Origin of the sequence: Leptospira gomenensis (genome assembly GCF_004770155.1) — a bacterium.
GTDB lineage: Bacteria > Spirochaetota > Leptospiria > Leptospirales > Leptospiraceae > Leptospira > Leptospira gomenensis.
Genome location: NZ_RQFA01000048.1, coordinates 133387 through 154166, shown reverse-complemented (window position 1 = coordinate 154166; position 20780 = coordinate 133387). Strand labels below are relative to the sequence as shown.

Sequence of the window (20780 nt, the reverse complement as noted above, 5' to 3'; positions counted from 1 at the left end):
GACTTTTCTGTTATTCGAGTCCGCCCACGAGGGCCTTGTATTTTTCCGGACTCAGAAGTTTTTCCAGTTCGGAAGGGGAGAAACCTTTGACTTTTACCATCCACGCCTCAAAGGGTTTGGAATTTACGTCTCCCGGAGTTTTGGAAAGAGCCGCGTTGGACTCGACCACTTCTCCGCCGATCGGGGCATATAAGTCCTCGGCCGCTTTTACGGATTCGATCGTCCCGAAGGTTTCGAATTGTTTGATCGTTTTTCCCGATTTTGGGAGATCCACGAATACGATATCTCCGAGCGCCGATTGGGCGAAGTCGGAAATTCCGATAAGAGCCACGTCCCCTTCCACCTTAACCCATTCGTGTTTTTCCGAAAAAAGATAACCTGCGGGTGCTTGTGTTTCTGCCATGTCCGTTTCCTGATTTCTAATTAATTTTTTCTGATACTGCCTTCGATAAAAGGCTTCGTAACGATAATAGCTTGTTTGGGTTGTTCCCGAATTTCAATCTGAATCGGTTCCCCGTCCTTGATTTTTTCCGCGCGGATCAGCGCGAGTCCGATCCCTTTTTTGAGAGAAGGCGAAAACGTTCCCGAGGTCGTTTTCCCGATTTCGTTTCCGTCCGCGTCGAGTACGCGGAAATTTTCCCGAGGGACGCCGGCTTCCGTTAGGCAAAATCCGACGATCTTAGAGGGAGGTCCGTTTTTTTTCTGGGAAAGGATCTTATCGGACGCGAAGTACGGTTTTTTCTTTTCTTTGACGATCCATCCGATTCCGGATTCGACGGGGGTCCATGTTTCGTTGAGTTCGTGTCCGTAAAGGGCGTATTTCGCTTCGATCCGTAGGGTGTCCCTCGCTCCAAGACCGCAGGGAAGCAATCCAAACGGTTTACCGAATTCTAATAGACCGTTCCAAAGTTTCAGTCCAAGCGGAACCGAACAATAAATTTCGAAACCGTCTTCGCCCGTATAGCCGGTTCTGGATACGATGATATCTTCTCCTTCCCAGGAAAGCATTGCAAAACGATAATATAATATTTTGCTTAAGTCTTTGGATAGGTATTCGGAAAGGATTCGATCGGCTTTAGGACCTTGGATCGCGATCTGATGCCAAAGGGCGCTTTGGTCGTCGATGGAAACCCCGTTTTCGGGAAGATGTTTTTTTAAATGCGCGCTTACCGCTTCGTAATTGGATGCGTTGGAGCAGATCATGTATTTTTCCGGAGAAAATTTATAGATCGTTACGTCGTCCACCAGTCCGCCCTGTTGATTTAGGATCGCGTTGTATTGGACTTGGAAATTTTCGAGAGAAGAAACGGTATTACAACTAAGAGATTCCAAAAATTCCAGGATTTTTTCCGGTTGTCCGGTGACGAAAATTTCACCCATGTGCGAAACGTCGAATAAACCGGCGGCTTCCCGCGTGGCCGTGTGTTCGGCGATGATTCCGGAATATTGAACCGGCATATCCCAACCGCCGAACGGAATCATTTTGGCGCCGAGGCTACGATGGGTTTCATACAAAGGTGTTTTTCTGTCTTGGGACATAAGGCTTCCTGTTACCAGTTTTTACTAGATCGGTACCGGGACAAATGGATTTTTCGCGAAAAAATTGGGTTATAAAGCTGATTTACGGGAAAAGAGGAAGCGCTTTCGCTTCGGATCGGGGATCGATCTCGTGAAAAGGGATTCGCTTCATTCGGGAGTTCGATCCGTTTTGAAACGGCCCGTTCCCAGAACGTTTCCGGAAGTTTGCTGTGTGACCGGATCGGTTCTTAGATTTTTTGGAACGCCCCCGACGAATCCCCGTTTTTTAGACCTTAAATATTAGAATTTTATAAAGTACTCTTGTTCAGTTTATAACCGGGCGGGTTGTCGCAAGCGGAATGCGTTGACCCGTTTCGGATGTCCGGCATATACGAGATATGAATCGTATGCCCGTCTCCGTTTTTTGTGTCTTCTTGGGAATTCTCATCATGTCCTGCGAGAATTTTTCCGCTCGGGAAAAGTGTAAACGAGACAATACATGCGAAAGTAGGGCGCAGATGTGTTTCGAATCCTTTTCGGTCGTTCGTGCGGTGAATCAAACTCCGACGAATGAGGACGACGCGGTGAATATGGCCGTCACTTGCTCCGCGTTAAAGACTCTCTGCGAAAAGGATTGTAATCTACGATATCTTTATTGATGATTCGAAAAATCCAAATGTTTCGATTTGGAGCGGGGATTTTTTATGGTTAGAATTTTAAATTTTTTGAATATTGATCGGGCGATTTCCCCACGAAGGATTTAAAATCGCGGATAAAATGCGCCTGATCGAAGTAACCTAATTCCAGGGCGAGACCAACTCCGTCCAAAACCTCGCCTTTGTCCAAACGTTCGGCGGCTTCGTGAAGTCTGTATCTTTGGATCACCCATTTCGGAGAAACTCCCACGTATTTGTGAAATAATCGTTGAAGCGTCCGCTTGTTGACGTTCAAACGTTCCGAAAGTTTTTCTACCTTGCCGATTTCGGGATTTTCCAAAACGGATCGTACCGCCTTTTCGGTCCATTCGGCGGTCCGGTCCCGGACGGGAAGATTTTGGAAAAAAGTTTTTTCCGTTATTCGTATCCTTTCCGAATCGTTTTCCGCGGAAAGAATCGAGGTTTCGGTTTCGTTTACGTCGATCGGAAAAACGGATTCGATCGGTACGGAGCGGTTGGTGATCGAAGCGACCGATTTTCCGAAAAACGGATAAAACATTCCCGGTTTGAATTTGATTCCCCAAACCCTACCTTGGTCCTCCAAAAGATTGGAAAATCTACCTTCTATGATTCCTTGGATTCTTGAATTTCCGTTTTCAAAAACCATATGTATGCTCGGATGCGGAAGGGTTTCCGCCAAATACGTTCCCCTTCCGCGCAGATCCCAGGATACGGTCCAATAGTGTTCGATAAAATACGCCAGCGCAGGTTCGGGGAGATATCTGGAGTGTTCGGAAGGAAATTGAATATTCGAATTTTTTAATATTCCTCTCGGTTTGTCCCGTTTGATTCTCATGTTTGCGGACGATAGGAGCGGTTTAGGAACGAATCCGCGCCGATCTATTTTTAGTCTAAAAAAGAAGCAACCCTGTTGCAATCCGAATCGATTCCGATTTCGGAAAAAAAAGAAAAACGCGTTTAAAATATGACAAATTCCGGCAACTTTCCGCGACATGCGGTCTTTCGGAGGAAATCTTTTTTTAGGGAGGATTCTTTTGAACTTGAATCGATTTTCGTTTTTGTGATTCTGTTTTCTAAAATAAAATTCGTGTCATCAGGAAGTAGGTATGGCTCTTAAAAAATACAACGGCAGTTGTCATTGCGGTAAAGTGAGTTACGAGGTGGATTTGGACCTTTCCAAAGGAACCACCAAGTGTAATTGTTCCTTTTGCGCCAAGGTAAGAAATTGGAGCGCTATGGTAAAACCGGAGGCGCTCAAACTTCTTACCGGAGAAAACGAACTCGGTAATTATCAATTCGGAACTAAAAACGCCAAACATAAATTCTGTAAAAACTGCGGAGTAAGAATGTTCACCGAAGGTTTTGTAGCCGAGATCGGCGGGGCTTTTGTCAGCGTAAGTCTTGCCACGTTAAACGACATTGATCCCGTCGAGTTGATCGAGGCTCCGCTTTGGTTTGCGGACGGACTTCATAATAATTGGAGAAACAAGCCGGAAGAAGTACGACATCTTTAATCTTCTCGGCCCGAGGAAAAAATCCGGATATCATATCCGGATACCGTACTTTTCGGTCCAGTTTTTTACAAAAAAGACTTTCCCGGATTTCGAAAACAAAAAGAATCCTGCGTTACGATGAATTCCAAAATCAAAGTTAGATTCCTTCTCGAGACGTTTTCTCTGTTATTTTTTTGTTCCGTCGTAAATTCTTGCGCGAGCGTTCCCTTGGTAAATAAACCGTTATACGGATACGTCGATTTGCAAGGACATAGGGGAGCAAGAGGTTTGAAGCCCGAAAACACCTGGCCGGCTTTCGCGGAAGCGATCCGTCACGGAATGACAACTTTGGAATTGGATACGGTGTTGACCAAAGATAAGAAAATCGTAATACATCACGATTCCGAAACCAATCCTTTGATTTGTAAAAAGAAGGACGGAGGCGAAATCGTTTCCGTTTCCCTGTACGAACTCACTTTGGCTGAGCTGAAACAACTGGACTGCGGTTCAAAAAAAAATCCCAAATATCCGGAACAACAACCGGTTCCGGGCACCGAACTGATCACGATCGAGGAATTCTTTAAACTCGTCGCGGAAGAGGAAAAGAAAAATTCCGGTAAACCGAAATTGAAATTCAACATAGAAACGAAGTTTCCCAAAGACGATCGTTCTCCGGTTTCCGACGAAATCATGAAGGAGCACGTTACCCTTCTCGTGCAAGCCGTTGAAAAAGCCAAAGCGGTGGAACGTACTACGATCCAATCCTTTTATCTCAAGGTGTTGCCGTTCGTTAAGGAGAAAAATCCCGGACTCAAAACGAGCGCCCTTTTTTCGCTTACATACTTTCAAGGAGCGATGATGAAATTGGGTTTCGGAAACGGAACCAGAGAAACGGCGTTGCTTAAAACGATCGATGCCAAGGCGGATATCATTTCCCCTTATTTTTTATACGTGACCAAGGAATTCGTACGGGACGCGCACTCCAAAAACGTTTCCGTAGTTCCCTGGACCGTAAACGATATCGAAGAAATGAAACGTCTGACTGAAGCCGGAGTGGACGGAATCATCAGCGATTATCCGGATCGATTGAAACGAGCGGTTTCCCCCTGATCGTTTCTCCGGTTTACGAAACGGCGGAGTTCCTTTTCGACACGTTTTCCTTTTTCCACCAAATGCGTGTTTGACGAATTTCTCCGTTTCCATTGGATAGGAATTTCGAAGAAGGAATCCGGTCTTTTGAAGTGCGGTAGGCGCGTCCAACTCAGACGTCGATCGTTTGCAAGAGGGTATATATTCCGATTCCGAGGTAATTTCCGATCGCATATCCGATCAAACCGGTCAGAATTCCGACCACTAAAATTCCCCTGTTACCGATCGCCTGCGCTACGGTAGGTACGAAAGCCGGACCGTAAATACTCGACACGGAAGTGATGATCCAAGTATCGATAGGAATTCTGAATAAGATCCCCAGAAGCAAATGTAATAAAACCGATCCGGTTAAAATCGAAACCACAATGATCAGCACTGCACCGAAATCCCGTTTTAGTTCCTCCAAATTCGCCAGAAATCCGATCGCAACGGAAAACACTAATATCAGATACCTTCCGAACTCGTACGTCTTTAACTCGCGAACCTTGGAATAAAACGAGATTCCGATTCCCCAGGTCGTTATCCCGAGAAGAATCGAAGGCGCGTATAACGAGGAAAAAATCAAAAATGTAAATGCGATCGAAACTCCGAAACCCAGGATCGCGAGTAAAAGTCCGATTCCGTTTGAGAGGATTAGGTTTTTCCAAAACAAAAAAGTATTATGTTTTTCGAATGTGATTTGTTCTTCCGGAACTTCCGAGTTTTGTTTCGTTTTATCCTCTTCCGACGCGAGAAATAAGGAAAAAACTTTTTTTCCAAAAGTAAGCAGGAATAAAAGATACAATCCTCCGATCACGATGTCCACGGTGTTGACCAAAGCGATCGTGTCCTTGGCGGAACCGAGGGCCATTCCTATCGCGTTCAGATTCGGGGTTCCACCCGTGTACATTCCGGAAAGCATACCGGCGATTTTCTTCGTTTCCGGGTGTAGGGAAGCATAGAAATAACCCGCGATACCGGAGACGATCGCGACGGAAACGGCGGAAAGAAAAAAGGAAAACAGGGCTACACGAGCTTCTCCAAGACATTTTCGAAAATCGGTGGAACTTAAAAGTAAGGGAATCGCCAAAGGAATCGTGGCGTCGGCAAAGGTCAGGGGGATTTCTTTGGGAAACCATCCCTTGGGAAAGAAATTTCCGAGTATGATACCCGCTATGTAACATACGGAAACCGGTCCTAAAACGCCGATCCATTTTACCGTTTTGGTCAAACGAACGGCGACCCACGGAAACAGAAGCAAAAATAGGGAGAGAAAAAGCGCGCAAAAAATTGAAACGATCGATTCCATTAGAGTTCCTGAATATAAAATCTAAATTTCCGCGGATCCTTCCTCGAAACCGTTTCGGATTTCGAGAACGAACCCGAAAGTTTCCGCGTCTTGTGATCGGAACCTTTAAGGGACAGGTCGGACGAGGAATCGTCCGAGTTTCCGGGGTTTTTTATTTTGTGAAACCGGAACTAACTCTTAACTCTTTCTTTTGGGAAAAGTATCGAGAGTCGATTTTTAAAATTCAAGCAGAAAAGGATCTTATGTTTGGATTCATGTTTTTCTTATTGTACGAAATTCTAAAATTTTAGCGGAACCGTTTATTTTTTAGGCCAACGCTTTTTTAAAAATCAGGAACCGATTCGAAGACTTCGGTTGGTCCTACTACGAAATGTTTTTGAAATCTCGTTTTTTGTCCGTGTGGGTTTTATTTTCCATGCTACTTTTACCCGGATGCCCCGGCGCTCAAAATGAAATCGGAGCGAAAAAAATCTCCGAAATTCCCGTTCCTAAAGGAAGCGAACGGATTCCGTTTCCCAAGGATTCGTTTTCGGAATTCGTACGACATCTTCCTCTCAAATCAGAAAAGACGCTTTTGACGTTTCAAAAAAAGAACATCCTAGGACGTTACGATACGATCGGAGTTTTGGATTTGCCGCTTCTGTTTCGGGACGATTTGGAACAATGCGCCGATTATTCGATGCGCGTGTGGGCGGAATATCACAAACAAACCGGAAATCTGGATCGATTGTATTTATTCGACTATAACGGAAATAAAAAACGATTTCGACAAAGCGGACTTTCCTACACTTCCTTTTTGAGAAAGGCGTTCGCTTCCTCAAATTCGTTTTCGCTAAAACGAGGAGCCGCCCAAATTTCGGAATCGGACTTGCGTCCCGGCGATCTTTTCGTCCAGAACGAAGACGGCGGTATCGGGCACGTCTCGATGATTTTGGATTCCGTCAAACATCCGAACGGGAAAAAAATGTTTTTGATAGGGTTCAGCTTTATGCCGGCTCAGGAAATGCATATCGAACGCGCTCCGAGGGGATTCGGTTCCTCCGGTTGGTTTACGTACGAAGGTTTCGTAAATCATCTTAAGGAATCGTACCCCTATGGAACTCCGGTGTTACGCCGTTTTCCGGAATCTTGAACGTTGATAGGCGAAGATGGATTTCGAGCCTTTTGTTACGATTTAAAATTTTATAATTTTTGAATATTTTAATTTTTTAAATCGATTTCGAATGCTTTAAATTCGAAGATTCCGCTTTTTCTTCGTTTTTCCATTCCCTCCAGCCGATAGAGATTCCGAGAATATGACCCGTAAAAGCGAGGGGAACCATAAACAAAGGCAGAAAACAGACGGGGAATAGCGTAACTACGATGTTAGGCGGATTGGTAAATAGGATTCGGAACGGAAACGGAGCCGAAGTGATTCCGGTAAAGACCGTCAGTCCGAGAACCAAAACGGCCATACCGTTCCATGCCAGAATCCATTTTTTCGAAAGAATTCCTCTGGATACGAGAAAGTATAGGATCGGTGCGGTTACCGGAACCCAGAGGTCGAAGTTTCTGCCTTTAATCGTCATGATGTCGGAGATCAATCCTTCGCGGACCAATAGAACGATCAATATTTCGGGAAGAAATCTCCAGATCTGAAACAGACAAAGATCGACCGATCCCAGCCGCGTCAATTTCCGATGAGCCCGATCGGTAAAACCGAAACCTACGAATAGGATCAGAGTGGATAGGACTCCGATTAAAAGTCTCGGCGGAAGATCGAATCGAAAGAAAAAGTCCCGAAATCCCAAAAACCATTGTCCGATTAAAAAAGCTAAAACGACAAGGAATCCGTAAGCAGGTCCGTTGTACGGTTTTGAAACCTCCTTTCGTAAAAAAAAGATCGCTAAGATCGCGACTAACGTTCCGTAGGATGCGAGTACGAACGCAGAAATATAAACGGGGATTGAATTTGTTTCCATGGAAAACCTCCGTATAGGACGTTATCGGATTTGATGCGAAAAGGCCATGGTTCCGTCGTCACGAATCGGATTTTCGGTCGTGACGATCGTCACGGTTTCTTATAAGAATGCAGAAATACGGTCAACCTTTGGAATTTTTCTTTCCCTTCGGCATTCCTTTCGAGATCGATCGTCTTATCGTAAAGATTCACTAAATGATTTCTCAACGTTCCGTTGGCGATTCCTAAAAAGAATCCGATCTGTTTTCTAGTATAACCTTCCGCTATGAGTTCGCAGATTCGGAGTTCCTGTTTGGTTAATCCTTTTTGCGCCAAAGAAGTCAGATTCAGAAGTTCGGCCTTTTCCTTTTTGCGGAACAAACGTAGAACGATCCAAGAAGCCGCGACTCCGACCGCAGAAAGAAATATCGTTTGGAATCGCGCGGATTCTCCGCCGAAAAAAAGAACGGAAAGAGATCCGCAACCCAGAGCGACGCTCGCGCTCGCCAATAATTCGGCGACTTTGTGGAAGAACGATTCGGCTCGTTCCCTCGAAAGATAAACGGAAATGAAAACGCTAACGATCGTGTCCGCGCCCATTCCGAGCGGGAAAACGTTCCATCCGAAAAGAGGAAGAAAGTTCGTACCCAATCCGAGCCACCAACATACGACCAAAAACGGAATCCAACCTTGTACGGGAGCTTTGTCCGGTTTTACAAGAACGAACAAAGAAAGAATAAAACCGATTCCGAAAAAACCTCCCACTAAAATCCGAGTTTGAATTTCCAAAACGGGAAATAGGCCCCAAGAATAGGATTTCCATTCCCGAATCAATACTGACTTTTCGGGAACGAAGTAATCCCACTCGATCATAAAAATCAATCCGATCGAGATCGCGATCAATCCGACGGTCGTCGCCGATTCCGCTTTTCTTCCGGAAAGAATTCTACTCAGACAAAGTAGAAGAGGAGGAACGAAAAAAATAAAATGTCGAAAGACGTGAAAGAACAAATACGCTTGTTCGGACGAGGAAGAATGGAGCAGAAAAAAAAGGGAAAGATTGCCGCCCGCCAAAACGATGAGAAGAGTTCGAAAATAATTTCCGAACGAATCTTTGTCCTTCCACAACGCAAAGAACGCGGCGAAATTGGCGAACATCGCCGTAAGAGGGAATAGTTGAACGATTTCCATACGACCGATCTTTCATTCGAACGATTTGTGAATGATCGTATTCTTGAAAAAGTTTTTTTGCTGTAAAGATCTTTCCTTTGTCCGAGTTTTGATTTTGAAACGATAAAAAAAACGATCCGCACAAACGATCGAACCTTCGGAGTTTTAAACCAAATATGAAACGAACTATTTCGATTCTTGTTCTTCTGTTTACGATTTTTTCTTCTTGTTCTAAGAATTCGCAAGAAGTCGAAGACATCAACGAGGCAAGCCTGAATGTTTCCCTACATCTTCAAAACAGATTGAACGTTTTGATCTCTAAAATCTCTCCCGCGACCGTAAGCGTTTTTCCCAAAGGAAGTACGGCGGGCTCGACCGCGATCGGATCCGGGTTTTACATCGATGCGGAAGGACACGTATTGACCTGTCATCACGTGATTCGAGGCGGCTCCGAATTTCTGATTCAACCCGCAAGATCCGGAAAACTGATTCGTGCTAAGTTGATCAAAGAGGATCCGGAGTTCGATCTTGCGTTGTTGGAATCCGTAAACGAAGAAGGGCAAACCCCGTTTATACCGGTTCCTAAGATGAACGTGCCTCGGGAAGGAACCGTTTATCTTTCGTTCGGAGCGGCCTACGGTCTTCCCGACTCGCTTTCCAGCGGAATCGTTTCCTTTCCACAACGTTCGAAAGTGGATCCAGCTCGTCCGGAAAAGGGATTCGTACAGTTGAGTCTTCCGATTTATCCGGGCATGTCCGGAGGTGCCGTCGTGGACTTGCAAGGTAATTTAATCGGTGTTCAACGATTTACTTATAATTCCGGAGCGAATTTTCCGATCGGACCGGGCTTTGCGATTCCCGCAGGCCACGTTTCCAATTTTTTGGAATCTTCCGTTCAGCTGCGCGAGAATAAAATCAAAGTACAAAGAGGAATCGTTGAAATTCCCTTCGTAACTCCCTACCTGATCGAAAAATTAAAACTTCCTCATCCACTCGGAATGATCGTAAGTTATGTGCAAAAGGATTCGATCGCGGAAAAAGCAGGAATCCAACGATATGATTTTATAACGCACGTTAGTGGGAAAAAAATTAATACGTCTTCGGAGTTTTATCGAGAGATCGCTTCCGATTCGAATGCGGTTACATTGGAATTTTTTAGAAACGGCAAACCAATGAACGCAAACTTAGGCGCTTTGCCTTCTCAATAAAAAAAGGAATGAAAGGCATTTTAGAAGGAATAAAAAAACAAATTCGGTCATTTTATCCTATGGATAGGAAATTTAATATTTCCTGAGAAAAAAACATCGACTTGATGTCTTTCTTTCCATAAACAAGGGATAAACCCTTAAATCAATTTTTCTCGGAGAAAAAAATGAAGACAAACAAGAGTCTGATTTTGGCTTTCATTCTTTTGACTGCGTTTATCGCGTGTAAAAAGGATAAGAAAGACGATACCGCTCAAAATTTAACGCTGTTGGCCCTTTTGAATAACGGAAACAACGGACAGCTTACCCCGGAACAAAAATCCGTAAGTTCTACGGCAAACGGAGCCGTCAATGCGGCGACTGCAGCGCAGAATAACGGAGCGATGACCGCCTCCAATGATATTCAAACCGAACAGATGCTCGTTGCGCGCGTTTTTGAAAACGGAATGGATCCGATCGTAGCGAAAGAAACTTCCAATCAGATCATTGCGCTACATAAGAGCAAAAAAGAAAATCCGGTTCACCTAACTGCGATTACTCCTAGTGCTCCTACCGGAGCGAGCCCGAATCTTTCCTATACGTTCACAGGTGATGTTCCCGGGAACGGAATCAACGTAACTTCCACCGATGTGGGCGCTTTTCTGGGAATGCCAGGTTGTTCCATCGATGTCATCACTGCTTCCGGAGCGCAAGGAACGGCTACGTTCGCCAACGGAACTTTGGCGTATACCGGTAGCGGAAACGCAGGTGCGTTCAATGGAACGAGTGCGTTGACTGCGGATGTAACTTTCAATAACTACGGAGTTTTTTATTCGGATTGGCTTGCTTTCATTCAGCTTGCGAAAAATCCTCCTTCCTCCACCCCGGATATTTCCACTTGTGAAGGAATCAAATCCGCTTTCGGTTCGGTTTACAGCATCATGAACAAGTATGCGATCATCAACTCCGGAGATGCTTCCGTAGTTTACAACAGAACCTATTCCGGACAATCCTCGACTTCGAGTGTTCTTTCGAATTCCAAGTTTGACGCTACGATCAACTCGCCCGCCGGTCTGAACATGACCGAATATGAAGGCGCAGTTGCAGGAACCGCAAAGACGGTAACTTTGCAAAACGTGAAGTACGAGTACGAGTCTACCGTTGCGGTAAGTAATCCTTCCGCACCGGTTGTCAGCGGAAGTTTCAGCATCAGCTTCTCCGGAACCGTAAACGGAGTCGCAATCGACCAAATTTTCTCGTTTAACTTCTAATCTAAGAATTAAACGGCAAAAAACCGTTCCGGCCCTCCCTAAAAAGAGGGCCTTTTTTGTTTCAAAATTCCGAAAAAAAACCTGTTATTTTGTAACTAACGAGATTACAAGATGTCTAAGTTACAAATCTAAATTTTTTACTTTCGGAGTAAATCCCCATGAGCACTCAAACGAACGTTTCCACGGACCTTTTCGGTTCTGCCCGACTCGGTAATTTAAACCTGCAAAATAGGATCGTAATGGCCCCGATGACCCGATCCAGAGCGATCGGCAATGTTCCCAATTCGACGATGGCCGATTATTACGCTCAAAGAGCCGGCGCGGGTTTGATCGTTACGGAAGGAACTTCTCCTTCTCCCAACGGACTCGGTTACTCCCGTATTCCGGGGATTTTCAACCAGGAACAAGTGGAAGGATGGAAGTTGGTTACGAATGCAGTTCATAAAAAAGGCGGAAAAATTTTCGTTCAGTTGATGCACACAGGAAGAGCGAGTCACGTTTCTAATCTTCCGATCGGCGCAGAGGTTTTGGCTCCTTCTCCGGTTGTACTTTCCGGTCAAATCTGGACCGACGCCGAAGGGATGCAGCCTTATACACAACCGAAGGAAATGAGTGCGGAACAAATTCAAACGGCCATTTCCGAATACGTCCGTGCTTCCAAAAACGCGATCGCGGCCGGATTCGACGGCGTAGAACTTCATGCCGCAAACGGTTATCTGTTGGAGCAGTTTTTGAATCCGAATTCGAATCGTAGAAATGATTCTTACGGAGGATCGGCCGATAACCGAAACCGTTTTGTGATCGAAATCGCAAAAGCGGTCGCGGCGGCCATCGGAAGCGAGAAAACGGGGATCCGTATTTCTCCTTACGGAGCGTTTAACGAAATGGGTGCATTCGACGGAGTCGAAGAACAATACGAATCTCTCGCCGCGAGCTTGAACGAAATCGGTCTGGTTTACGTACATATGGTGGACCATAGTTCGCAGGGCGCGCCCGAGGTTCCGGAGTCCGTGGTCTTAAAAATCAGGAAACAATTTAAGAATACTCTAATACTCAGCGGCGGATACGATAAGGCTAAAGCGCAGTCGGTTTTGGACGATAGAAAATGCGAATTGATAGCCTTCGGAAGACCTTTTATCGCGAATCCCGATTTCGTCGATCGTTTGAAATACGACGCCGAGTTGTCGCCCGCCGATCCGACGACTTTTTACACTCCGGGTGAAAAAGGATATTCGGATTATCCCAATTTAAATTAATCCGAAATCAAGAATTCCGGTTCCGAGTCGGGAATCGGAATTCTTGTGTCGAAATCTCCGATACGGAGAAATCGAAACTCATTCTTCGAAATGAATCAGAAGTTTTCTCAGAAGTTTGGAAAGTTCCTGTTGTTCCTTTTCCGAAAGTGAACTCATCATCTTTTGTCCGCTTTTGACGTGATCCGAAAGCGTTTTTGAAATTACGTTTTTTCCCTCCGCAGTAAGACCGATCAAAATTCCTCTTCGGTCGTTGGGATCGGGTTCGCGTTGAACCCAACCCAAAGATTCCAAACGATCGATCCGATTCGTCATCGTTCCCGAAGTGATCATCAAGGTGGAAAGCAATTCTCCAGGAGATTTTTTATACGGTTTCCCGCTTCGTAAAAGCGCGGCCATGACGTCGAATTCCGGCGCCGCCAAACCGTGATTTTCGAAAACTTCCTTGTGCACGTTGTAAAAAAAAATCGAAGACAATCGATGAATTCGTCCGATCGTTCCCATTGCCGTCGTGTCCAGATCCGGCCGTTCTTCCGACCATTGACGAAGGATAAAATCGACGTGATCTTCCGCCTTTTTGGATTTCATAATCCCTTTTTTTGCGAATTTAACTTGACGTCAAGATAAATGTCATTTGATTTGACGAAAAGAATCTTGATATCAAGATAATATTTTATTTCAGGAGAATCTATGAAACTTTCCGCAATCGTTTCCCTTTTTGCGTCGTTCTTGATTTTACCGTTAACTCCGATACAGTCCCTGATTTGGAACGGAGCGAATTCCCCTTCCTACCTTTTGAAAACGCAGGAATTCGTTTCCGTTTTTTTAAGATTGAGGATGGACTACGCTCCGCACACTTCCGACTATTATTTTTTCGGACGAATGGCTATCCTCGTGTATATCGGAATTCTTTTCGGTTTATTCGAACTGGACCGAACGGGTTTTTTTCCCGCAGTATCGAGGAAGATTTTCCGGTCCGTTCTTGCGCTTTTTTCCATCGCGCTTTTCGGAGATTTTATCGCGTATTGGGGCGGAAATTTTTTCGGAGAATCGGTCGAAATCGTAGGTTTTTATTGGATCGAAGCGCCTTCGATTTTCCTACTTTCGTTCGCGTTCCCGTTTTTGGGATTCAAAATGCGTTCGGAAAGAAAAACGGAAGGCATCGTTTTTATGATCCTTCCGTTTTTAATGATCGCATCTATATTATTTTTTCGTTATGTTTCAAGCGGGTTTTTATTTCCGATTTCCATGGTCGTCACCGCATTTGTCCTAAACTCTAAAGCCGCGCCTTTGTTTCAAAAATCGAGTGAGGTGTTTTTAAAATTCACCTCCGCTAAAACGGTTCTCGTTTTTTTTATACTGGCTATGATTTGTGCGGGGACCATGCAGATTTTGGAAAAAGCGATTCCGATATCCGACGGAATACAACTTCCGAAAAAAATGGACTTCCGACCATTTTCCACAGCGCAGGATTTTTTCGAGGTATTCGGAGTTTACGGGGAATCGGGCAGGAGTCTATATTTTTGGATCGACGTGGTCGATATGGTTTTTCCGTTCCCTTTGATTTTTTGTTTCGGAGGAATTTATACGAAGGCCGCAGTTCGGTTTAATCTTCCCGTTTCTTTGAATCTTTTCTCCTACGGTTTTTTGGTATTCGACCTACTTGAGAATTCTCTTATGTTCTATTTTTTGAATGTTTGGCCCAAGGTTCCGGAAGGGATCGCCGCTTTTACGGGAGGGGTTACCGCGGTTAAACTTTTCTTTTTATTCGTAGGATTTTTTATGTTCGCGGTTTCGTTTTCGATGCTCGTTTATCGATGGACTTCCGAAAAAATCGGAAATCGCTGAAAGTTCGGTCGGGGGCGCGTTGTTAGTTTAAGTTTTGAATAGGAGGGCGGTCGGAACGAAAAAACCGCCTTCGTATTATTTTCGAATCCGATAAACCGAACCGATTCCGTTTTATTTTTTACTTTCGCTCGGCAATCGGATCGATCATAAGAAAATAGAAATTATCGTTTCTAATTCCTTTCCTTTTTAATCCTTTCCTTTCTTCGTACGTAAACGACCTTGTCGAGTTCGGCGATTACTTTTCCGGTTTTTAGATCGTAAACCTTGGTTTGGAAGAACGCATCCAACTTTCTTTTTTCGTCCGCTTCTTTTCTGATTCTTTCGATCTCGGATCGATCGATTTGAAAATCCGCGTAGACGGTTCCCGTGCCAGGGCTGATAAAACGGATCGTCGCAGCCTTGTCCCAGACGATGTAGTCTTCTCCCAAATTCTCCATTAAAATCAACATGTAGAACGGATCACACATCGAATATAAGGAACCTCCGAAATGTGTTCCCACTAAGTTGCGGTTCCACCAACGCAATTTCATCGTCAATCGAAAGTGTGTGAAGTCCTTGCTGAGACTTTGATAACGGATTCCGGCTCCGAAATACGGAGGATAAAAGTTGAAAAAATAAAATCGTAGTCTTTTCCAAAAATTCATATAGTTTGATTGCAAACTTTTTTTGCCGTTTATCATTTTCCTGAAAGATGGCTTTATTTTGAAATCAGAAAACGAGTCGTTCGAATGAAAAAGATCGAAATTCTTCGTTTGTGTCGAAGTTCTTCGATGAAGGATTCGGTATTCAGTTTGTCGGTGAGATCGAAAATCTTAAGCGGACCGTAAGTATCGATAAGGAATCATCTACCTCGACCGAAGTACGAAAGGAACGTATTCCACCTTATTCAGCAGAGTTTCGATCGATTCCTTATTGAACGGAACGGTTCGATCACGCGCTTCTAAGTTTCGTCAAAAATTTCTTGCTCTTAGACTTTCCGTCCTTAAAACCTTGTCATGCAAAGAACCGTCGCCCTTGTCCGTAAAAAAGGATCCTTAGAAAACGTAGAACTTGTTCGCGATCATTTATCCGAACCGAAAGACGACGAAGTACAGGTAGAAGTTCATTCCATCGGTTTGAATTTCGCCGACCTTTTCGCGATCCAAGGTTTATACAGCGCGACTCCGAAAGGAGAATTTATACCCGGTTTGGAATATTCTGGTACGATCGTCGCGGCTGGTAAAAAAGTAAAAAACTTGAAAAAGAAGGATAAGGTCATGGGAGTAACGCGTTTCGGCGCGTATGTTTCTCATTTGAATATCGACTCTAGATACGTTTTTAAACTTCCACCGAAATGGGATTTCGATCAGGGCGCGGGATTTTTGGTCCAGGGATTAACCGCATACTACGCGTTAGTCGCTCTTGGTGATCTGCAAAAAGGGCAAACGGTTTTGATCCACAGCGCTGCGGGAGGAGTGGGCATTTACGCCAATCGAATCGCCAAAAAATTCGGAGCATCTACGATCGGAACGATCGGTTCTCCCGCTAAACTCGATCTTTTGAAAAAGGAAGGCTACGACGGACAGATCGTTCGTTCCGTCCGTTTTGCGGAGGATCTGCGTAATTCGCTCGCAGGAAAAGACCTAGATCTCGTCTTGGAATGTATCGGCGGGAAAATTTTCCGCGATAGTTACGAAGTTATGGCTCCTATGGGACGTATGATCGTCTACGGCGCGGCGGATATGATGGGCTCCGGAAGCTCCGTAAATTGGCCCGCATTGGTTTATAAATATATTTCCAGACCGAAGCTGGATCCGATGAAGATGGTCTCGGATAATAAATCCGTTATGGGATTCAATCTGATCTGGCTCTACGACAAAGTCGAGAAATTGACGAAAAGTTTAAGCGGTTTAGTCAAACTCGACCTGGCGCCTCCTTTGATCGGCAGAAAATTTTCTTTCGAAGAAATAGATGCGGCTTTGAAATATTTCCAATCGGGAACTTCCGTCGGAAAGGTCGTCTTGAAAGTGAAGTGATAAACGGAGATTGCTTTACATTTCTAAGATTCGTTTAAGTCTGGAACGAACGTGAACCGTCCCGAATTTTCCGAGTTATTCCAATCCTATCGTTCTTCGTTCGAAACGTTTTTGAAGTCGCGGACGATTCCGCTGCTGTCGCAGAAGTCGGCCCCAGAACTTTTCGAAGCGATGAAATACAGTTTAACGGCGGGAGGAAAACGTTTGAGACCGGTTTTGGCCGCCGCTTCCTACGGAGATCCCGAGCAATCGAAAAAATCCTCGGACGTTCTTTATCTGGGTTCGGCTTTGGAATGTATTCATACCTATTCTCTGATTCACGACGATCTTCCGTGTATGGACGACGACGACTTTAGAAGGGGAATTCCCACGCTTCATAAAAAATTTCCTGAATCCACCGCGATTCTCGCCGGAGACGCCCTCAATTCGTTTGCGTTTTTTCTGATTTCTAAGGTGGAAGTAAAAGAAGAAGATAGAATATTACATTCTAATTTATTAGAAATTCTGCATGCCGGCTCCGGAGCGCCCGGGATGGTTTCCGGACAGATTTACGATTTACAGATGGAACGTGAAAACGAATCTACCTCATTTAACGGCGAACGGGATATGAAAGAGTTATTACATACGACACACCGTTTAAAAACCGGGGCTTTGATCCGATCTTCGCTGCTTTTGGGAAACAGACTTCGCCCGGATTGGAAGGATCGGGAAGAGTTGTTGTCGCGATACGGTGATGATCTAGGGTTGATGTTCCAGATTACGGACGATATATTGGACGTGGAAGGAACCCAAGAAAACCTCGGCAAAACGCCGGGTAAGGACGAGAAATCGGGCAAGATCACCTTTCCGTTGTTATACGGTATAGACAGTTGTAAGGCAATGGTGCACGAACTTCAGGATCGATTGTCCGAAACCGCGGGGAGTTTTTCGTCTTCGCCGGAGGAAAAAATATTCTTTCAGGAATTACCGGAATACATTGGGCAAAGAAAAAATTAGGCTCGATGCGCTTCTCCTTAAAAAAGGTTTAGCGGAAACAATCGAAAAAGCGCGAAGTTTGATCCTTTCCGGTTCGGTTTTGATAAACGAACAGAAGATCACGAAGGTAGGTCTGACGTTTTCGGTGGATTCCAAAATTCGGATCTTGAACGTGATTCCGGAATACGTTAGCCGAGGGGCTTATAAACTTCTTAAGGCTTTCGAAACGTTTCCGATTTCCGCAAAAGGAAGGTTGTGTGTGGACTTGGGCGCCTCGACCGGAGGTTTTACGCAGGTCCTTTTGGAAAAAGGGGCTTGGAAAGTTTTTTCCTGCGACGTGGGTTACGGTCAACTTGCCGAACGTCTGCGGAATCATCAATCCGTCGTCGTCAAGGATCGGTTTCATCTTAAACATCTTTCATCTTCAGAAATCGAATGGGAAAAAAATAGGAGGGAGGTTCCCGATCCGGATGCGATTCTGATCGTTATGGATCTGAGTTTTATCTCGCTTCGTTCCGTTTTTCCGGTGATCTCTCGTTTTTCAAAGGAATTGAATATTCCGAAAGTTGAATGTGTTTCTCTGGTTAAGCCGCAGTTCGAGGTTGACGAGCGGGATTTGGTAAAAGGAGTTTTGCGCGATTCTAAGATTCGATTTCGAATCGTACTTTCTCTCTGTAGATTTTTAAAACGGGAGATCGGTGCGTCGGTTTCGGGATTGGAATGGTCTCCCATCGAAGGGCGTGACGGAAACAAGGAAATATTACTCTACTGGAAACCCTAATTCTATGTTTTTAAAAGACACAAAGATTCAAAAAAAAATTTCGAACGTTTTAATCCTACTGTTTGCCGCGGTAATATTATTTCATTGTTGCGTGGTATTCGGTTTAGTTCCGTATTCGATCGTCTGGGGAGGACGGCTGCGAACGATTCGAGAAATGTATATTTTCGAGCTGATATCGATTTCGCTTAATATTTCGTTTATTTATATAGTTTTGATTCGCCGCGGAACTTTACACAAGAACCTTACGCCGAAATTCGGTAGGCTGGCGCTTTTGATTTTATCGGTTTTGTTTTCGTTTAATACCGCGGGAAATCTTCTGGCGGTCGATAGCCTGGAAACGATTCTTTTTACGCCGATCACTTTTTTGCTCGCCTTACTTTGTCTCTTGCTTGCTTAAAGCCAACCCTGTTTCGCAGGGATCGAATTTCGAGTGGATAAAATTCGATCCCGAATAAATAAAGGATCCGTAAATCCTTAAACAAACTCCGTGTTATTCGTTCCGTTTTAAGACGTTCAAAACGATTCGAGCAGGGAAGGGCCCCGATGTCGGACTTATTAAAAGATCTTTATACTCCACGTGTTCTCGAAAAAATCGCAACGACGTTCTCCAAAGAAATCAAAGGAATTTCCGCGGAGGATTGGATCCGCAGATTCAAACGAAAGGATTGGAATCAACTTGAACTCAAACAAAGGATTCGCAGGATCGCAGAGGTGTTGGCCGAGGAACTTCCGATATCTTTTCCCAAAGCGGTTCCGATTCTTCTTCGGATAACGGATCGTATCGATCCTCTTTTCGAAGGAAAGGAAGTTTTCCTTACGATTTTTTTGGGGGACGTCGTGGAACTCAAAGGAATGGATCACCCCGAAGAGGCGATGGTCGCCACCGAAAGAATTACACGATTGATTTCGTGCGAATTTTCGATTCGTCCTTTTTTAATCCGACATCCCGATCTCACTTGGAAACAAATGTTGAATTGGTCCTTGCACGAAAATCCTGCCGTTCGTCGGCTTGCTTCGGAAGGAAGTAGACCTAGGCTTCCTTGGGGAATGGGCGTGCCCGGTTTAAAGAACGACCCCGGAAAAACTCTTCCGATTTTAGAAAATTTGAAGGACGACTCCGACGAGGTCGTACGTAGGAGCGTCGCCAATCATCTCAACGACATCTCCAAAGATCATCCCGAATTGGTGTTAGATATCGCCGAACGTTGGATCGGTTTTTCGGAGGAACGGGACGCGCTGCTCAAACACGCGTTACGCGGTCTTTTAAAAGGAGGAAATAAAAGGGCTCTTTCGATTTTCGGATTCAAAGATCGTATCAACGCCGAGGTTCGCAATTTTAGGATCGAACCGAAAACGGTGCGTATCGGCAGCGATCTTCGATTCGGTTTCGACGCGGTGTCCAAGGAAAAAATTCCTCGTTTATTTCGCATCGAATATAAGATCGAATACGCGAAAGTTTCCGGCAAAACCTCCATAAAGGTTTTTCAAATCGACGAAAGGACGTTTTTACCGGGCGAATCCGTCCGTTACGATAAAAAACAATCCTTTAAACAGATGACCACGAGAGTTCACGTTCCGGGGAAACATCGGATCGAAGTTCATATCAACGGCAATCCGAAGGCTGCAATCGAGTTCCGGGTCGTCGAATGAGCCCGGGATCTTCTCGAACAATCGTATAACAAATATTAGGCGATTAACACTCCGTATACGATCACCAGAATACCCGCTAGGTTGGTCGTTACTCCCGCTGCACCGAACGATTTTCCTAAGATCGGATTTTCCTTAAATTCGTCCTTGATTCCCTGCAACCAATTTACCGTGTCTTTGAGTGCGAGAAAAGCCGAGGAAACGGCAAATAAGGCGGCACCGGCCAAAGCGAGGGTTTCCGATAAATTCGCGTAACGGAATGCGACTACGAGTCCTAAAAGCATTGCGCCTTGCATCAAAGATCCGATATGTGCTGCCTGCAAATATCGCGAAGGAAACTCCGCCTTTTTCCTCGCCAACGCATACGGAAATCCCGTAAAACTTCCGTATGCCAAATTTAATACACCCGCTATGATCAATATTTTTTCCGGAAGGAGCATCACAATACCTCTTTCGTTCGAACGCTAACGGATCGTTCGATTTAGTCCATAAATAAACGATCGATCGACGTTTTGTTCCAAGGGTTTCATTTCAGCGGGGAAACGTTTGATTCCGAACGGAATTGAAAAAAC

General features: G+C 44.8%; 22 protein-coding genes. 13 read left to right on the top strand and 9 right to left on the bottom strand.

The window, feature by feature from the left end; translation table 11 throughout:
* Positions 1–10: 10 nt before the first annotated feature.
* Both gcvH and gcvT read right to left on the bottom strand, forming a co-directional pair.
* On the bottom strand, positions 11–403 hold the full coding sequence (gene gcvH, locus EHQ17_RS12390) for a glycine cleavage system protein GcvH (protein WP_135594059.1): 393 nt from the start codon (positions 401–403) through the stop codon (positions 11–13).
* Positions 404–423: 20 nt separating this feature from the next.
* A complete protein-coding gene (gene gcvT / locus EHQ17_RS12385; protein WP_135594057.1) occupies positions 424–1539 on the bottom strand; it encodes a glycine cleavage system aminomethyltransferase GcvT in 1116 nt (371 codons plus the stop codon).
* A gap of 386 nt (positions 1540–1925) precedes the next feature.
* Between gcvT and EHQ17_RS12380 the strand changes: the two genes are divergently transcribed.
* Positions 1926–2177, top strand: a complete 252-nt coding sequence (locus tag EHQ17_RS12380) for an LA_0364 family Cys-rich lipoprotein (protein ID WP_135594055.1) — start codon at positions 1926–1928, stop codon at positions 2175–2177.
* 49 nt (positions 2178–2226) lie between these two features.
* Here EHQ17_RS12380 and EHQ17_RS20190 read toward each other — a convergent pair whose 3' ends face one another.
* On the bottom strand, positions 2227–3030 hold the full coding sequence (locus EHQ17_RS20190; RefSeq protein WP_167881192.1) for a helix-turn-helix domain-containing protein: 804 nt from the start codon (positions 3028–3030) through the stop codon (positions 2227–2229).
* 271 nt (positions 3031–3301) lie between these two features.
* Between EHQ17_RS20190 and EHQ17_RS12370 the strand changes: the two genes are divergently transcribed.
* Together EHQ17_RS12370 and EHQ17_RS12365 are read left to right on the top strand one after the other, a co-directional pair.
* On the top strand, positions 3302–3709 hold the full coding sequence (locus tag EHQ17_RS12370; RefSeq protein ID WP_135594051.1) for a GFA family protein: 408 nt from the start codon (positions 3302–3304) through the stop codon (positions 3707–3709).
* Between the two features lie 117 nt (positions 3710–3826).
* On the top strand, positions 3827–4798 hold the full coding sequence (locus EHQ17_RS12365; protein ID WP_135594049.1) for a glycerophosphodiester phosphodiesterase: 972 nt from the start codon (positions 3827–3829) through the stop codon (positions 4796–4798).
* A 151-nt stretch (positions 4799–4949) separates the two neighbouring features.
* On the opposite strand, the gene EHQ17_RS12360 is transcribed toward EHQ17_RS12365, so the two are convergent.
* Positions 4950–6125, bottom strand: a complete 1176-nt coding sequence (locus EHQ17_RS12360; RefSeq protein ID WP_135594046.1) for a DUF819 family protein — start codon at positions 6123–6125, stop codon at positions 4950–4952.
* Between the two features lie 415 nt (positions 6126–6540).
* Between EHQ17_RS12360 and EHQ17_RS12355 the strand changes: the two genes are divergently transcribed.
* A complete protein-coding gene (locus EHQ17_RS12355; RefSeq protein ID WP_246057542.1) occupies positions 6541–7257 on the top strand; it encodes a DUF4846 domain-containing protein in 717 nt (238 codons plus the stop codon).
* 76 nt (positions 7258–7333) lie between these two features.
* Here the strand turns inward: EHQ17_RS12355 and EHQ17_RS12350 are convergent, their stop codons facing one another.
* Complete coding sequence (locus EHQ17_RS12350) at positions 7334–8086, bottom strand: hypothetical protein (RefSeq protein ID WP_135594042.1); 753 nt, start codon at positions 8084–8086, stop codon at positions 7334–7336.
* Between the two features lie 89 nt (positions 8087–8175).
* Positions 8176–9255 (bottom strand): helix-turn-helix transcriptional regulator, encoded by a 1080-nt coding sequence (locus EHQ17_RS12345; protein ID WP_135594038.1) that lies wholly within the window; start codon positions 9253–9255, stop codon positions 8176–8178.
* Between the two features lie 155 nt (positions 9256–9410).
* Between EHQ17_RS12345 and EHQ17_RS12340 the strand changes: the two genes are divergently transcribed.
* From EHQ17_RS12340 to EHQ17_RS12330, 3 genes are all read left to right on the top strand, one after another.
* Positions 9411–10442 (top strand): S1C family serine protease, encoded by a 1032-nt coding sequence (locus tag EHQ17_RS12340; RefSeq protein WP_135594036.1) that lies wholly within the window; start codon positions 9411–9413, stop codon positions 10440–10442.
* A gap of 164 nt (positions 10443–10606) precedes the next feature.
* The gene (locus EHQ17_RS12335; RefSeq protein WP_135594034.1) at positions 10607–11689 is read left to right on the top strand and encodes a hypothetical protein; all 1083 of its coding nucleotides are present in this window, start codon (positions 10607–10609) and stop codon (positions 11687–11689) included.
* Between the two features lie 158 nt (positions 11690–11847).
* On the top strand, positions 11848–12945 hold the full coding sequence (locus tag EHQ17_RS12330; protein WP_135594032.1) for an alkene reductase: 1098 nt from the start codon (positions 11848–11850) through the stop codon (positions 12943–12945).
* A gap of 78 nt (positions 12946–13023) precedes the next feature.
* On the opposite strand, the gene EHQ17_RS12325 is transcribed toward EHQ17_RS12330, so the two are convergent.
* Positions 13024–13530 carry a MarR family winged helix-turn-helix transcriptional regulator gene (locus tag EHQ17_RS12325; protein ID WP_135594030.1) on the bottom strand — a complete coding sequence of 169 codons (507 nt, stop codon included), beginning with the start codon at positions 13528–13530 and terminating at the stop codon, positions 13024–13026.
* A gap of 102 nt (positions 13531–13632) precedes the next feature.
* Between EHQ17_RS12325 and EHQ17_RS12320 the strand changes: the two genes are divergently transcribed.
* Positions 13633–14790: a hypothetical protein gene (locus EHQ17_RS12320; RefSeq protein WP_135594028.1), complete on the top strand. Its 1158-nt coding sequence runs from the start codon at positions 13633–13635 to the stop codon at positions 14788–14790.
* A 170-nt stretch (positions 14791–14960) separates the two neighbouring features.
* On the opposite strand, the gene EHQ17_RS12315 is transcribed toward EHQ17_RS12320, so the two are convergent.
* A complete protein-coding gene (locus EHQ17_RS12315) occupies positions 14961–15434 on the bottom strand; it encodes a DUF4442 domain-containing protein (RefSeq protein ID WP_135594026.1) in 474 nt (157 codons plus the stop codon).
* A 351-nt stretch (positions 15435–15785) separates the two neighbouring features.
* Between EHQ17_RS12315 and EHQ17_RS12310 the strand changes: the two genes are divergently transcribed.
* The 5 genes from EHQ17_RS12310 to EHQ17_RS12290 all read left to right on the top strand — a co-directional run bounded on the left by EHQ17_RS12310 (position 15786) and on the right by EHQ17_RS12290 (position 20211).
* On the top strand, positions 15786–16805 hold the full coding sequence (locus EHQ17_RS12310; RefSeq protein WP_135594024.1) for a synaptic vesicle VAT-1 family membrane protein: 1020 nt from the start codon (positions 15786–15788) through the stop codon (positions 16803–16805).
* 51 nt (positions 16806–16856) lie between these two features.
* Positions 16857–17801: a polyprenyl synthetase family protein gene (locus tag EHQ17_RS12305; RefSeq protein ID WP_135594022.1), complete on the top strand. Its 945-nt coding sequence runs from the start codon at positions 16857–16859 to the stop codon at positions 17799–17801.
* Entirely contained in the window at positions 17782–18561 is a 780-nt protein-coding gene (locus EHQ17_RS12300; protein WP_135594020.1) for a TlyA family RNA methyltransferase, read from the top strand. The genes EHQ17_RS12305 and EHQ17_RS12300 overlap by 20 nt, the downstream gene beginning before the upstream one ends.
* A 4-nt stretch (positions 18562–18565) precedes the next feature.
* Positions 18566–18958, top strand: coding sequence for a hypothetical protein (locus tag EHQ17_RS12295; RefSeq protein ID WP_135594018.1), 393 nt, complete (start codon positions 18566–18568; stop codon positions 18956–18958).
* 146 nt (positions 18959–19104) lie between these two features.
* Positions 19105–20211 carry a DNA alkylation repair protein gene (locus tag EHQ17_RS12290; protein WP_135594016.1) on the top strand — a complete coding sequence of 369 codons (1107 nt, stop codon included), beginning with the start codon at positions 19105–19107 and terminating at the stop codon, positions 20209–20211.
* 35 nt (positions 20212–20246) lie between these two features.
* On the opposite strand, the gene EHQ17_RS12285 is transcribed toward EHQ17_RS12290, so the two are convergent.
* Complete coding sequence (locus EHQ17_RS12285; RefSeq protein WP_135594014.1) at positions 20247–20648, bottom strand: hypothetical protein; 402 nt, start codon at positions 20646–20648, stop codon at positions 20247–20249.
* Positions 20649–20780: the final 132 nt, after the last annotated feature.

Excerpts from the sequence above, each read along its gene's own strand:
- gcvH (WP_135594059.1), bottom strand. The coding sequence starts at position 403 with ATGGCAGAAACACAAGCACCCGCAGGTTATCTTTTTTCGGAAAAACAC.
- gcvT (WP_135594057.1), bottom strand. The coding sequence starts at position 1,539 with ATGTCCCAAGACAGAAAAACACCTTTGTATGAAACCCATCGTAGCCTC.
- EHQ17_RS12380 (WP_135594055.1), top strand. The coding sequence starts at position 1,926 with ATGCCCGTCTCCGTTTTTTGTGTCTTCTTGGGAATTCTCATCATGTCC.
- EHQ17_RS20190 (WP_167881192.1), bottom strand. The coding sequence starts at position 3,030 with ATGAGAATCAAACGGGACAAACCGAGAGGAATATTAAAAAATTCGAAT.
- EHQ17_RS12370 (WP_135594051.1), top strand. The coding sequence starts at position 3,302 with ATGGCTCTTAAAAAATACAACGGCAGTTGTCATTGCGGTAAAGTGAGT.
- EHQ17_RS12365 (WP_135594049.1), top strand. The coding sequence starts at position 3,827 with ATGAATTCCAAAATCAAAGTTAGATTCCTTCTCGAGACGTTTTCTCTG.
- EHQ17_RS12360 (WP_135594046.1), bottom strand. The coding sequence starts at position 6,125 with ATGGAATCGATCGTTTCAATTTTTTGCGCGCTTTTTCTCTCCCTATTT.
- EHQ17_RS12355 (WP_246057542.1), top strand. The coding sequence starts at position 6,541 with ATGCTACTTTTACCCGGATGCCCCGGCGCTCAAAATGAAATCGGAGCG.
- EHQ17_RS12350 (WP_135594042.1), bottom strand. The coding sequence starts at position 8,086 with ATGGAAACAAATTCAATCCCCGTTTATATTTCTGCGTTCGTACTCGCA.
- EHQ17_RS12345 (WP_135594038.1), bottom strand. The coding sequence starts at position 9,255 with ATGGAAATCGTTCAACTATTCCCTCTTACGGCGATGTTCGCCAATTTC.
- EHQ17_RS12340 (WP_135594036.1), top strand. The coding sequence starts at position 9,411 with ATGAAACGAACTATTTCGATTCTTGTTCTTCTGTTTACGATTTTTTCT.
- EHQ17_RS12335 (WP_135594034.1), top strand. The coding sequence starts at position 10,607 with ATGAAGACAAACAAGAGTCTGATTTTGGCTTTCATTCTTTTGACTGCG.
- EHQ17_RS12330 (WP_135594032.1), top strand. The coding sequence starts at position 11,848 with ATGAGCACTCAAACGAACGTTTCCACGGACCTTTTCGGTTCTGCCCGA.
- EHQ17_RS12325 (WP_135594030.1), bottom strand. The coding sequence starts at position 13,530 with ATGAAATCCAAAAAGGCGGAAGATCACGTCGATTTTATCCTTCGTCAA.
- EHQ17_RS12320 (WP_135594028.1), top strand. The coding sequence starts at position 13,633 with ATGAAACTTTCCGCAATCGTTTCCCTTTTTGCGTCGTTCTTGATTTTA.
- EHQ17_RS12315 (WP_135594026.1), bottom strand. The coding sequence starts at position 15,434 with ATGAATTTTTGGAAAAGACTACGATTTTATTTTTTCAACTTTTATCCT.
- EHQ17_RS12310 (WP_135594024.1), top strand. The coding sequence starts at position 15,786 with ATGCAAAGAACCGTCGCCCTTGTCCGTAAAAAAGGATCCTTAGAAAAC.
- EHQ17_RS12295 (WP_135594018.1), top strand. The coding sequence starts at position 18,566 with ATGTTTTTAAAAGACACAAAGATTCAAAAAAAAATTTCGAACGTTTTA.
- EHQ17_RS12290 (WP_135594016.1), top strand. The coding sequence starts at position 19,105 with ATGTCGGACTTATTAAAAGATCTTTATACTCCACGTGTTCTCGAAAAA.
- EHQ17_RS12285 (WP_135594014.1), bottom strand. The coding sequence starts at position 20,648 with ATGCTCCTTCCGGAAAAAATATTGATCATAGCGGGTGTATTAAATTTG.